This window comes from Streptosporangium sp. NPDC002544 (genome assembly GCF_040295965.1).
Taxonomy (GTDB): Bacteria; Actinomycetota; Actinomycetes; order Streptosporangiales; family Streptosporangiaceae; genus Streptosporangium.
The window spans coordinates 137,659-150,409 of record NZ_JBEOWJ010000007.1 but is presented as its reverse complement, the minus strand read 5'-3'; the positions used below and the strand labels follow the sequence as shown (position 1 = coordinate 150,409).

Below are 12,751 nucleotides of genomic sequence, written 5' to 3'. Positions count from 1 at the left end.
TCACGAACACGGGGAGCAAGCATGAGCCATGCGGTGAAGATGAACCCTCAGGTACAGAAGAGCATTGACATGTGCCTGGAGAGCCACAGCCGTTGCGAGCAGACCATGACCTACTGCCTCATGCAGGGGGGTCGGTACGCCGACATGGCACTGATAGGCCCGCTCATGGACTGTGCCGACATGACCCGCCTCTGCGCGGACATGATGATGCGCCAGTCGCCGATGGCGAAGGAGATGGCCACGATGTGCGCGAAGGCCGCGAACAAGTGCGCCGACGCGTGCATGTCCATGGAGAACGACCCGATGATGAAGGAGTGCGCCGACGCGTGCCGGGCCTGGGCCGAGGCGTGCCGGACGATGGCGAACGCGCGGTCCTGAGCCGTCGACCGGCTTTCACACCACTCACGGATCCTCCAGCCATAGGGCGCGAAAAAAAAGGGGCGCCGCCGATCGAATCGGCGGCGCCCCTGCCCGTGCGGTACCCGGACAGAGGTAATCCTCCGGGTTCGGCCGAGAAGGGCACCCTGAATGCCGCTAGTGTGCTTGCCGTCTGATTTCCCTGCTGCCTAAGGCGGATGCGATCGTGGCGGACGACTACGCGACAACTTTCAAGATCGTCGATGTTGACGGTGACGGCCTCATCTCGGTCCCCGAGCTGACCAGGCTCATGGAGGTGCTCGGCCAGCCGATCACCCCCGAGGCGGCCGCGGCCGCCGTCGTCAGGATCGACCAGGACGGTGACGGCCTCATCTCCCTGGATGAGTTCGCCGGCTATCTCGCCCAGGCCAGGGGCTGACCGACCTGATCCGATCGGGGTGCCCGCCCAGGACCCGAACCGGGCACCCCGATCAGGTCCGGTTCCTCCATCGCGGACACCCGACCAACGCCAGGTCCCACCGGCCTCTCGACCTCGGTTTCACCGCCGGCACGCCCGCCGCCTCCGCGCCCCTGCGACGGCAGGTCTTACCGACCGACCGGCCCCGCCGACCCCGCTCTTGTCAACCCCGGCCCCGCCGACCTCGGTTTCGCCGCCGGTACGCCCCGTCGCCTCCCGTACCCCTTGGCCAGGCACGGGACCGCTCAGCCCCGATCAGTCCCTCCCGTCGAAGACATCACATGTTGCATTTGAGACAAGAACAAGCGTTTGCTAATTGTCCAAAGTGTCAATTAGGTGAGAATCTGAGGCGCACTCCGACAGGAGGGTCCATGGCGACAAAGGAACACACCCGGATCGCTGTCCCCGGCTTGAACGGCCGAAGAACGAGATCTCACGACCTGCCCGACCAGCGGCTGTGGCGTTCGGCTCCGGCCAACGTCGCCAGGCTCCTGAGGCCGGGCCTGGCCCAGGTCGCGCACCAGGTGATCGACGAGATCACGGCGCGGATCCCCGAGTACGCCCGGCCGGCCGACACGAACTACATCAAGGTCATCAGGCTGGCCGTGGACGAGGCCCTGCGCCAGTTCGTCGACCGGATCGAGAACCCCAACGCGCCGTGGGAGCCCGACGTCTTCCGGACGATCGGGCGCGGCGAGGCCAACGAGGGCCGCAACCTCGACCCCCTGCAGACCGCGATGCGCCTGGGCGCCCGGGTCGCCTGGCGGCGGCTCACCGAGCAGTCCGAGCAACTCGGCCTCACCCCGCAGCACCTCTACGACCTGGGGGAGGCCATCTTCGTCTATCTCGACCAGCTGGCCGACGCCGCGGCCGAAGGGTTCGAGGAGGCCAGGGCCCGCGCGGCCGGGGAGATCGAGCGCCGCCGCCACCGGCTGATGGACCTGCTGCTCAGCCAGCCGGCCGCGTCCCCCGACGCGATCGCCGACCTGGCCAAGACCGCCGGATGGCGGCTGCCCAAGACCGTGGCCGGGGTCGCGCTGGAGGAGCATCCCGGTGGTTACCGCCCCCCCTCGCTGCCGCCGGACGTGCTGGCCGGTCTCGACCGGCCGGGGCCCTGCCTGATCGTGCCCGACCCCGACGGCCCGGGGCAGGCCCAGACCCTGGAGAGAAGCCTGCGCGGCTGGAAGGCGGCCGTGGGTCCCGCAGTCCCGCTGGCCGTCGCCGCGACCTCACTGCGCTGGGCCCGCGAGGCGCTCGACCTGCACAGGCGCGGCGTGCTCACCGAACAGCGCGGCCTGCTCCGCTGCTCCGACCACATGGCCACGCTGATCGTGTTCAAGGACGAGGAGCTGGTCACCGCGCTCACCAAGGTGCGGCTGGCGCCCCTGGCCCACCTGCGGCCCAGCCAGCAGGACCGGCTGGCGGAGACGCTGCTGGCGTGGTTGCGGCACGGCCGGGGTGCCGGGGAGGTCGCCGCCAGGCTCCACGTGCACCCGCAGACCGTGCGCTATCGCCTGCGGCAGTTGGAGGAGCTGTACGGCGACCAGCTCAGCGACCCGGACGTCCGGTTCGAGCTGGAGATCGTCCTGCGGGCCCGCCAGTCCGCCGCCGCCGGAACGGCCTGATCACCGCGGACCGGAAACGACCGACCGCGGTGGCCGAACCAGCGGATACCAGGCGGATACCCGGCAGCCGGGCCGTCCATGAGCTCCAGGTGACCGGCGTCGCCATGGCCGGTCCTCAGTGGGCGTTTGAAGGCGCGGGGTGATGGGAGGAGAGGTCAGGAGCCGCGCGGGGCTACCAGTCCGGATTCGTAGGCGAGGATCACGAGCTGAGCGCGGTCACGGGCGTGCAGCTTGGCCATGGCTCGGTTGATGTGGGTTTTCGCGGTCTGCGGGCTGATCACCATGCGCTCGGCGATCTGGTCGTTGGACAGGCCCCGCGCGACCAGGACGACGGCCTCGCGTTCGCGGTTGGTCAGTTCTTTCAGCCCCGTGCCGGTGCCGGTGTCGAGCGGCTGGGTGACGTACCTGTCGATGAGCCTGCGGGTGATCGACGGGGCGAGCAGCGCGTCGCCGCGCGCGGCGACGCGTACGGCGTGCAGGAAGTCCTCCGGCTGGATGTCCTTGACGAGGAATCCGGCTGCGCCGGCGCGCAGCGCGTTGAAGACGTATTCGTCAAAGCCGTAGTTGGTCAGGATGACGACGTGCACCCCGGCCAGGGCCGGGTCCGCAGCGATGCGCCGGGTCGCCTCGATGCCGTCGACGACCGGCATCTGGATGTCGATGAGAGCGATGTCGGGCAGATGTTCCCTGGCCAGGGCCAGGCCCTCCATCCCGTCGCCGGCCTCGGCCACCACCTCGATGTCGTCTTCGAGGTCGAGGAGAGCGCGGAATCCGCTGCGCAGGAGCGGCTGGTCGTCGACCAGCAGGACACGGATCATGACGTTCGGTCCACGGGAAGTTCGGCCTGGACGGTGAAGCCTCCCTCGCTGCGCGGCTCCGCGCACAGCCGGCCGCCGAGGGCGGTGACTCGTTCGCGCATCCCGAGCAGCCCGACGCCGGGCACCGGGGCGGTGTCCGGTGTGGCCTTGCCGTCGTCATCGATGCGTATCGCGAGGGCGTCCGGACGGTAGTCGATCCGGACCGACGCGGTAGCGGCGGCGGCATGGCGGGCGATGTTGGTGAGCGACTCCTGAACGATCCGGTAGACGGTCCGGCTCACCGCGACCGGCACGTCGTGTCGTTGCCCTTCGATCGTCAGCGTCGCGTCCAGGCCGATGGTACGGGCCCGTTCCACCAGTTCCGGGACGTGGTCGAGCCCACGCGGCGGGGTCGTGTCGTCCTCGCGCAACGCCTGCAGGGTCGCGCGCAGCTCCCGGGTCGCCTCGCGTCCGGCCTGCTGGATCGCCAGCAGGGCCTCCGGCACCTGTTCACCACGCCTGCGGGCCACGTGGACGGCGACCTCGGCCTGCACCTTGATGATCGAGATCTGGTGGGTGAGCGAATCGTGCAGTTCCCGCGCGATGTGCAGCCGCTCCTCATCGGCGCGGCGCCGCGCGGTCTCCTCCCGGGTGCGCTCGGCTTCCTCCGCCCGCCGCTCGGCCTGCCGCAGCGCCTCACCCGCGGCGCCCGCGGCGATCAGCCAGGCTATCTCCAGGGCGCCGCGGGCCTGCGCGAGCGCCTCGCCCGTGTCGTGCAGACCCGAGGCCAGGGCCGCGAGGGGAAGAGCGGCCAGCATGAGCACGCTCACCACCACCGTGATGGTGCGGTGTCCCGCCCGTACGGCCGCGTACACCGCGCACAGGTACGCAACGGCAGGCACGTCGAAACCGGCCGCCTGGTAACCCACCGCGCACAGCCCGGTGACGGCCAGGACGGGAACCGGAGCCCGGCGGTGCGCGGCCAGCACCAGGCCGCCGGCCGCCAGCAGCGCGTAGCCGAACAGGTCGAGGTTCGTGGCGGGGTTCTGCCCGGACAGCCCGGTGACCAGCAGCGTCGCCGCCACGCAGACGGCGATCGCCCAATCTTTGACACCGGCCCGTCCCGTACCCATGCGCGCACCTTAGCCGGATGTCCGCGCGGGCGACTCCTGCGCGCGGATGATCGGCCGGCTACCGCACACGCGGTACCTTCGCGGCTCCTGCGGCGTCCGCGGTAGCCGGCTGCGACATCGGCGGCAGCGCGAATCGCCTGCGTCCGCTGGACGACCGGCGGTGGGTCCGGCGGGCATGATCAGGCGACGTCCACTCGCGGCGGGAGAAGGAGCACCTCATGTCAGTCCGATTTGTGCTTGCGGTGGCCGGAGCCACCCTGATCGAAGGTTTCGAGCTTGCCGCACCGGCGGCCGCACACGTCTTGGTCCAGCCGGACCCCGCCAGTGCCTACGCCTTGACCACCGGGCGTCTCTGGTCCTTGGTGGCCGCGCTGCTGGGGCTGGCCGGCGTGGTCGTCGGCGGGCTGGCCCTGGCCCGCTCCGCCGGTCGTATCGGCACCGGCAACGGGCGAAGGGGGGCCATCGTGGCCCTGGTGGCGGGGCTGGCCGGCGCGGTCGTCGGCGGGCTGGTGGTGGCCGCCGCCGACGGTGGTCCCGGCACCGGCTACGGCATAGTCGGGGGCTACGTGGCCCTGGTGGTCGGGCTGATCGCCATGGTCCTCGGCGGGCTGGCGCTGGCCCGCTCCCGCCGCACCGGCGCCCCTACCGGCCCCGGAACAGCCTGAGCCGGTCCTCGCCGACGCGCTCCCTGAGCGCGTGGTCCTCGACGCCGAGGTCCCCGGTGGGCGCCAGGGCGAGCACGCCTACCTTGCCGACGTGCTCGTTGAGCTGCACGGCGCGGGCGGCGTCGCCGGTCTCGGCGAGCGGGTAGACGGCCGACAGGGTGGGATGCAGCAAGCCCAGCGAGAGCAGCCGGTTGACCTCGTGGCACTCCTGGTAGTTCGCCCCGTGGGAGCCGACGATCCGCTTGAGCTTCATCCACAGGTGCCGGTTGTCGTAAGCGTGGTCGTAGCCGCTGGACGACCCGCACGTGACGACCGAGCCACCGCGCCGCGCGACGTAGACGGAGGCACCGAAGGTGTCCTGACCGGTGTGCTCGAAGACGATGTGCGGGTCCTCGCCGACCTGGCGGCGGACCTCGGCGCCGAACCTCCGCCAGGCCTTCTCATCGTCGAGATGCTCGAACTGCGAGCGGTCCACCACGTGTTCGCAGCCCATCCTGCGGAGCAGCTCCGCCTTCTCCGCGGAGCTGACGACACCCACCGGGATGCCGCCGCCGTTCCTCACCAGCTGCACGCCGTACGCGCCGAGCCCGCCGGTCGCCCCCCAGATGAGCACGACGTCGCCCTGCTTCATCCGGGATCCGCGCTCGCTGACCAGCATGCGGTAGGCGGTGGACGCGCACAGCATGTTGCAGGCGGCCTCCTCCCAGGTCAGGTGCCTGGGCTTGGCCAGCAGCTGGGTGGACTTGACCACCGCGAACTCGGCCAGCCCGCCGTAGTTGGTCTCGAACCCCCAGGCGCGCAGGTCGGAGCCGAGCATGGAGTCGGAGTGGCTGATCGGGTCCTGCTCGTCGACGTAGGCGGGCGAGACGACGACCCGGTCACCGATCTTCCAGTGCCGTACCGCGGCGCCCATCCGGACGATCACCCCGGAGGCGTCCGAGCCGAGCACGTGGAAGTCCTTGTCGTGCCGGGGGTCCTCGCGCCCGAACCGCTCCAGGAAGGCGAAGGTGGGGATCGGCTCGAACATGGCCGTCCACACGGTGTTGAAGTTGATCGCGCTCGCCATGACGGCGACCAGCACCTCGTTGGGGCCGAGCTCCGGCATGGGCACCTCGCCCACGTGGACGGATCTGGTGATGTCCTTGTCGACGCCGTTCACGCCGTGCCTGCTCCGGCCGAACATGCCCACCTCACCCTTGCGGGTGTGCGCGGCCCTGAAGGTCGTGGGAATGTCGAGCCGCGCGAGCTCTTCGGGATCGGCGCCGTCGACGACGGCCTGTGCGAGGGTCATTCCTGGCCTCCAAGGTGAGCGGCGACGACTTCGACGTGCGGCGGATCGAGCAGGTTGAGGTGGTGCGAACCGGGGATCGTGACGATCTCCAGCGCCGGGCTGAACGGGCCGAACCCCCGCGAGGGGTCGTCGGCATGGGCGTAGCGGACGTCCTCCACGGCCCACGGGGTCGGTTCCGTCGAGCGGTAGAGCAGCACCCGCCCCGGGTAGCTCCCCGCCCGGTACGCCTCCAGCGCCCGGGTGTCCTCGTGCGAGGTGATCTGGTGCCGCAGGATGGCCTTCCCAAGCAGGTCCAGCACCCCCGACTCGGCGACGCGCGCCTCCACCAGCGCGAGCTGCCCGGCCTCGTCCAGGGCCACCAGCTCCTCCCCGGAGAGGCGGACCCGCACCCCGTAGGTCTCGTCGAGATAGGCGGCGAAGTCCGTGTACCGCCGCGCGACGATCTCCGCCCGCTCCGCCGCCTCGACCTCGTCGGGCAGACCCGAGTCGATCATCGCGACCAGTTCCACGTTCTCCGCCCCGAGCCGCCGCGCGATCTCGAACGCCAGGATTCCCCCGAACGACCAACCCCCCAGCCGGTAGGGGCCGGAGGGGCACACCTTCCTGATCTCCTCCACGTACCGGGCGGCCCGCTCCTCGACCCCGGCCTCGGGACCGAACACGCCCATGTCCGCCGGCCGCTCCAGCCCGAACACCACCTGCTCGGCGCCGAGCAGCCCCGCCAGCAGCGAGTACACCCCCGTGGTCCCACCCGCCGGATGCCCCAGGAAGAGCGGCACCCGCTTCCCCACCTCGGTAGGGCGGGCCGCCAGGTAGGCGTGGGCGGCGGGGGTGAGCGGGCGGACGAGGCCACGGGCGGCCTCCTCCTCGTCGATCCCCCGTATTAGGTCGGCCACCTGGGCACCGGTCCGCAGGCCGGCCTGTTTACCCTCGCCCTCGCCCTCCCCCTCGCCCTCGGCGAGCGCACGGCCCGTCTCCCGGCCGAGGACGTCGAGCAGGACCGGCAGGACGTCCTCGGGAATCTCCTCGGTCACCCCCGGCTCGCGCCCGAGTATCCGGGTGAGCGCGGCGACGACCTGCCGCTCCGCCACGTCCCTCGGCTCCACCTGGCGGGCCGGGGCCGCCGTGCCGCGCAGGCCGAGCTCCGCGGCGACGGCCATGGCCACGTCCCCGAGGGTCGCCCCCTGCAGCATCGGCGCGGCGGGCACCACCACCCCGAAGTCGTGCTCGATCGTGCCGCGCAGCCGGGTGGCCGCCAGCGAGTCGAGGCCCGCCTCGGTGAGCACCGTGTCCTCCTGGAGCCAGGCGACGTCGAACCCCAGCACCGCCGCCGTCCGCTCCCTGATCTTGCCGACCACGATCTCGACGGCCCTGCCCGGCTCCATGCCGGCCAGGGCCTCGGCACCCGCCCAGCCTCCGGAGCTCGCCCCCGCGCCCGCCAGGTCGGCGAAGTACGGCATGCGCGCGATGCCGGGGAACAGCTCGACGGCGGTCGCCACGTCCAGCCGCAGCACGCCCGCCGCGTCCGCCTCGGCGGCGAGAAGCGCCTCCAGCGCCTCGACTCCCTCGCCGGGCGTGATGGGCGAGACGGCGGGCGGCGCCGCCTGGCTCGCCCCGCCGACCTCGGCCCAGGTGCCCCAGTTGATCGTCGTTCCCGGCAGTCCCTCGGACCTGCGCAGGTCGCAGAGCGCGTCCAGCCAGGCGTTCGCCGCCGCGTAGGCGGCCTGTCCGGGCGAGCCGAGCAGCGCGGCCGCCGAGGAGAACGCCACCCACCAGTCCAGGCTCGCGTGCCTGGTCGCCTGGTGCAGTGCCAGGCCACCGTGGACCTTGGCCGACCAGACCCGGTGCAGGTCCGGCGAGCCCACGTCGACGACGAGACGGTCGTCCAGCACGCCCGCCGCGTGCACCACGCCACGGAGCCACACCCCTCCGTCGATCACGGCCCTGACCAGCCGTACGGCGCCCCCCGGCGCGGCCAGGTCGCCGGTCACCACCTGGACGTCGACGCCCAGCTCGCGCAGCCGCTCGATCTCGGCGGCCCCCTCGGCGGACGGCCCCGACCGCCCGCCGAGCACGATCCGCCCCGCGCCCCGCTCGGCCAGCCAGCGGGCCACGACCAGCCCCAGGCCGCCGTACCCTCCGGTGATCAGATATCCCCCGCCGCGCCGTACCACCGGTGTCGCCCCGCGCCGCCCGACCGTGCCGGACCCGTGGGCCGCGCCGGCGCCGGGGTCAGGGCCGCCCGCCAGGTCGGGTACGGCGGCGAGACGGGCGGTGTACCGGACGCCGAAGCGCCAGGCGACCTCGTCGTCCGGCTCGTCGGCCGCCAGCTCCGTCAGGAGCGACTCCGTGTCGTCGACGTCCACCAGGCAGGCTCGCAGCTCCGGATGCTCGAAGGCCAGGACCCGGACCAGCCCGCGCAGCGCGGCGGCCCCCGGGTCACCCGGCTCCCCGTCCAGTACGGCCTGTGCCCGGTCGGTGACGATCCTCAGCCGGGTGCCGGCACCGCCGCCGGGCCCCTCACCGGCCCGCGGCCCCACGAGTTCGCGGACGATCGCGGTCACCGCGAGGAGCAGCGCTTCGCTCCCCGCCGGGGTCAGACCCGCGGGGACGAGCAGCACGACCTCGTCACTCGCCGGTAGTCCGGCCGGGGGCGATGGTACGAGGCGGGTCGCGGTGTGCGGGGCGGGTCGCTGGGCCGGCACCAGGGACGAGGCCGCGGCAGGAGGCGGGGAGAGGCAGGGCATCGTGAGCGTGCGGGCGGCGTGCCCGGCGGTGGCGAGCTCGGCGGCCAGGCGCTCGGCCCGCGGGTTCTCGTCTCCGGCCAGGATGAGCCAGCCACGACCCCGAAGGGAGTCGAGTCCCCGCTCCGCAGGCCGGGCCTCGGTCCCCGCCTCGGTGGCCCAGAGGCGCCGCACCAGCTTGCCCGCCAGGGGCACCGGTAGCGCGCCGGCCGGGACGTCCCTGGCCAGCAGCCCGACCGGGGTGCCGTCCGGCTCCAGCACCTCGATCTCGACCGGCGTCCCCGCCGGTACGCGCAGCCGTCCGGCCAGCTCGGCCGGGCTCGGTACGGCGGCGACGACGGGCGAGTCCGCGACGATCCTCGCCGTGCCGTACCGGACCCAGACCCCGGCGGCGTTCCTGGCGTCGATCTCGACCTCGCCCGAAGGGGTGAGGGTGGTGGTGACCGTGGCGGGCAGCGGCAGGAAGCCGTTCAGGCTGACGTCGGCCAGCTCGGCCTGACCGTACCCGGCGAGGGCCGCCGCCTGGGCCAGGGCCGCGACCGCGGCCAGCGGCATGACCGGCAGGCCGTGCGGCTGCCACACCGCGGGCTCCAGCCGCCAGGGGACGTCGGACAGGTCGTCCAGCCTGGTCGTCCACACGTGCCCCGCCGGGCTCTCGACGTGCACCCCGAGCAGCGGATGAGTGCCCGGCGGGAGCGCGGACGACCTGGCGGCGGAGACCCAGTGGCGTTCGTGCCGCCAGGGTGACGACGGCACGTCGGCGAGCGTGCCGGAGGAGGACGGCAGCAGCAGCGAGGGCATCGCGACCACGGTCGCGGCGAGCTGGGCACGGATCTCCTCGTCGTGGCCCCGGCGCAGGGAGTGGGTGATCACCGTTCCCGCGGGAAGGCTCTCGCGCAGCGCTCCGGCCAGGACCGGGTGCGGGCTGATCTCGGTGAAGAGGGTATGACCGTCCGCCGCGGCGGCCCTGATCGCGTCGAGCAGGCGGACCGGGCGGCGCACCCCCGCCGCCCAGTAGGCGGGCTCGAAGGTCGGCACCTCGCGGGGGTCGTCGAAGACCGTCGAGTAGAACGGGAGCTCCGGCTTGCCGCCCGCGATGCCCTCCAGGGCCTCGCGGAGCCTGGGCAGGAGCGGCTTGACCTGTGGCGAGTGCCCGGCACCCTCGGCGGTCAGCACCCGCGCGAGCAGGCCGCGGGCCTCAACCTCGGCGGCGAAGGCGGCCAGCCGGTCGGGAGCGCCGGTGACGACGCACTGCCTGGGCGAGGAGTACACCGCGACGTGCAGGTCACCGGGCACCTCCTCGGCGGGCACCTCAAGCACCGCCATGGCCCCGCCGCCGCCGATGGTGCCGAGCAGCGCGGCCCGGCGGCAGATCACCCGTACCGCGTCCCGCAGCCCGATCCCGCCCGCGACCACGGCGGCCGCGACCTCCCCCATGGAGTGCCCGACGACCGCCGCCGGCCGCGTCCCGTACGCCGTCCAGAGCCGGGCCAGCGCCACCTGCACCGCGAAGATCACCGGCTGCGCGAGGGCCACCCCCGGCACGTCCGCCCCCTCGGCGATGATCTCGCGCAGCCGGATGTCCGCCTCCTCGGCGAGCATCGGGTCCAGCTCGTCGATGGTCCGGGCGAATATCGGCTCTTCCGCGTAGAGGCGGGCTCCCATGCCCGCCCACTGCGATCCGTAGCCGGAGAACACCCAGACCGGCCCGCGCCCCCCGGCCTGCGCCGCTCCGGTGACGCCCGCCCCGTCCCGTACGGCCCGCAGCCCGGCGACCAGTTCCTCCCGGTTCGCGGCCACGACCGCGGCCCCTGCCCTGCCCCGCCCCGCCCGCCGGGCGAGGGTGTGCGCGACATCGCCGAGCGAGACCTGCCGACGGGCCCCCGCGGCGGGGGTGCTCCCGGCGGCGGACGCGTCCGGGGAGGCGGCATCGGGCCGGGCGGGCTCGGCGAGTTCGGCGTCGGCCCAGTTCGCGAGCGTCCCGGCATGATCCCTGACCCGCTCGGGAGACACGTCCGCGAGCAGGAAGATCTTCGCTACCGGCCCCTCGCGTTCCGGTTCCCGCCACTGCGGAGCGGGCTCCAGGACGACGTGGGCGTTGGTGCCGCCGAAGCCGAAGGAGGAGACACCCGCCAGGGGGTACCCGTCCGGCCAGGGGGTGGGGGCGGTGACGACCTGGAGATGTTCCCAGGGAATGTGCGGGTTGGGCCGGTGGAAGTGGACGCTGGGCGGGATCACGCCGTGGTGGAGGGCGAGGACCGTCTTGATCAGGCCGGTGATCCCGGCGGCGGCCTCCAGGTGGCCGAGGTTGCTCTTCGCGGAGCCGAGGAGCAGCGGCGCGGTACGGCCCTCGCAGAGGGCGGCGGCGACGGCGCGGGCCTCGATCGGATCGCCCAGGAAGGTGCCGGTGCCGTGCGCCTCGATGTAGCCGGGACTGCCCAGACCCGAGTAGACGCCGCGCAGGAGCTCCTCCTGGGCCTCGGGGTTGGGCGCGACCAGCCCGTTCGACCGGCCGTCCTGGTTCACCGCGGTGGCGCGGAGCACCGCCATGACCCGGTCGCCGTCCCGCTGGGCGTCGGACAGCCTCTTGAGCACGACGACCCCGCAGCCTTCGGCCCTGACCATCCCGTCCGCCGAGGCGTCGAAACTCTTGCAGCGCCCGTCGGGCGCGGTGCCGCCGCCCTGGTCGAACGCCATGGTGATCACGGGTGAGAGCAGCAGGTTGACCCCGGCGGCGATGGCCAGGTCGCTCTCCCCCGACCTGAGGCTGCCTGCGGCGAGGTGCGTGGCGACCAGCGAGGACGAGCACGCGGTGTCGACCGCCAGGCTGGGCCCGCGCAGGTCCAGCAGGTAGGAGAGCCGGTTGGCGGCGATGCTGAACGCCGCGCCCGTCGCGGTCCAGGCGTCCACCCTCGCGGTGTCGGCCGCGGTCAGGTGGGCGTACTCGTTGCCGGATATGCCGACGAACGCGCCGGTGCGGCTGCCGCGCAACGACCGGGGCGCGACGCCCGCGTGCTCCAGCGCCTCCCAGGCCGTCTCCAGCAGCAGTCGCTGCTGCGGGTCCATGGTCTCGGCCTCGCCCGGGACGATCCCGAAGAACTCCGCGTCGAACCCGGCGATGTCCTCCAGGAAGCCGCCGTGCCTGGTCGTCCTGGCCAGAGCCTCGGCGGTGCGGGGAGATCCGTCGTCGAAGGGCTCCCACCGGCCCTCGGGCACCTGGCCGACGGCGTCGCCGCCCGCCATGAGCAGCCGCCAGAAGTCTCCGGGACCGCGTACCGAGCCGGGGAGGCGGCACCCGACGCCGATCACCGCGATCGGCTCGTCGGAGACGGCCGGTCCGGCCTTCTCCGGGGCGGTCCGCGCGCGGGGCGCGAGCCCCCTGGCCAGGCGGTTGATCGTGGGATACTCCCAGACCAGCGTGGGTCCCAGCTCGCGGCCGAGGAGCACCTCCAACTCCCCCGCCACCGCGACGGCGTCGCGGGAGGAGAGCCCGAACTCCTCCAGGGGACGGTCGGGGTCGACATCCGCGAGGGACAGGCGGCAGCGGGCCGCGATACGCCCCGTGAGGAAGCGGCGAATCTCGTCTTCACCGAACAGGTCCACGTGGCAGCTCCAAGAACACCCGAGGTGGTCGGCAAACTTACCCAGACATATCGGGATA

8 protein-coding genes are annotated in these 12,751 nt (G+C 72.9%); 4 read left to right on the top strand and 4 right to left on the bottom strand.

Going from position 1 to position 12,751, the window contains the following annotated elements; genetic code table 11:
- Window positions 1–21: 21 nt before the first annotated feature.
- The 3 genes from ABT061_RS12735 (at window position 22) to ABT061_RS12725 (ending at window position 2,460) form a co-directional block, all read left to right on the top strand.
- Window positions 22–378 carry a four-helix bundle copper-binding protein gene (locus tag ABT061_RS12735; protein ID WP_350915798.1) on the top strand — a complete coding sequence of 119 codons (357 nt, stop codon included), beginning with the start codon at window positions 22–24 and terminating at the stop codon, window positions 376–378.
- A gap of 205 nt (window positions 379–583) precedes the next feature.
- Window positions 584–796 carry an EF-hand domain-containing protein gene (locus tag ABT061_RS12730; protein WP_350915796.1) on the top strand — a complete coding sequence of 71 codons (213 nt, stop codon included), beginning with the start codon at window positions 584–586 and terminating at the stop codon, window positions 794–796.
- A gap of 410 nt (window positions 797–1,206) precedes the next feature.
- On the top strand, window positions 1,207–2,460 hold the full coding sequence (locus ABT061_RS12725; protein ID WP_350915794.1) for a PucR family transcriptional regulator: 1,254 nt from the start codon (window positions 1,207–1,209) through the stop codon (window positions 2,458–2,460).
- Window positions 2,461–2,615: 155 nt separating this feature from the next.
- Here ABT061_RS12725 and ABT061_RS12720 read toward each other — a convergent pair whose 3' ends face one another.
- Together ABT061_RS12720 and ABT061_RS12715 are read right to left on the bottom strand one after the other, a co-directional pair.
- Complete coding sequence (locus ABT061_RS12720; RefSeq protein WP_350915792.1) at window positions 2,616–3,278, bottom strand: response regulator; 663 nt, start codon at window positions 3,276–3,278, stop codon at window positions 2,616–2,618.
- Complete coding sequence (locus tag ABT061_RS12715; protein WP_350915790.1) at window positions 3,275–4,390, bottom strand: sensor histidine kinase; 1,116 nt, start codon at window positions 4,388–4,390, stop codon at window positions 3,275–3,277. The genes ABT061_RS12720 and ABT061_RS12715 overlap by 4 nt, the downstream gene beginning before the upstream one ends.
- 218 nt (window positions 4,391–4,608) lie before the next feature.
- On the opposite strand from ABT061_RS12715, the gene ABT061_RS12710 reads away from it, so the two are divergent.
- Complete coding sequence (locus tag ABT061_RS12710; RefSeq protein WP_350915788.1) at window positions 4,609–5,055, top strand: DUF6223 family protein; 447 nt, start codon at window positions 4,609–4,611, stop codon at window positions 5,053–5,055.
- On the opposite strand, the gene ccrA is transcribed toward ABT061_RS12710, so the two are convergent.
- On the bottom strand, window positions 5,033–6,346 hold the full coding sequence (gene ccrA, locus ABT061_RS12705; protein WP_350915786.1) for a crotonyl-CoA carboxylase/reductase: 1,314 nt from the start codon (window positions 6,344–6,346) through the stop codon (window positions 5,033–5,035). The two genes, ABT061_RS12710 and ccrA, sit on opposite strands and share 23 nt — an antisense overlap.
- Window positions 6,343–12,693, bottom strand: coding sequence for an SDR family NAD(P)-dependent oxidoreductase (locus ABT061_RS12700; RefSeq protein WP_350915784.1), 6,351 nt, complete (start codon window positions 12,691–12,693; stop codon window positions 6,343–6,345). The genes ccrA and ABT061_RS12700 overlap by 4 nt, the downstream gene beginning before the upstream one ends.
- Between the last annotated feature and the right edge of the window lie 58 nt (window positions 12,694–12,751).

Coding starts and splice junctions, on each gene's coding strand:
- ABT061_RS12735 (WP_350915798.1), top strand. CDS start 22: ATGAGCCATGCGGTGAAGATGAACCCTCAGGTACAGAAGAGCATTGAC.
- ABT061_RS12725 (WP_350915794.1), top strand. CDS start 1,207: ATGGCGACAAAGGAACACACCCGGATCGCTGTCCCCGGCTTGAACGGC.
- ABT061_RS12720 (WP_350915792.1), bottom strand. CDS start 3,278: ATGATCCGTGTCCTGCTGGTCGACGACCAGCCGCTCCTGCGCAGCGGA.
- ABT061_RS12715 (WP_350915790.1), bottom strand. CDS start 4,390: ATGGGTACGGGACGGGCCGGTGTCAAAGATTGGGCGATCGCCGTCTGC.
- ABT061_RS12710 (WP_350915788.1), top strand. CDS start 4,609: ATGTCAGTCCGATTTGTGCTTGCGGTGGCCGGAGCCACCCTGATCGAA.
- ccrA (WP_350915786.1), bottom strand. CDS start 6,346: ATGACCCTCGCACAGGCCGTCGTCGACGGCGCCGATCCCGAAGAGCTC.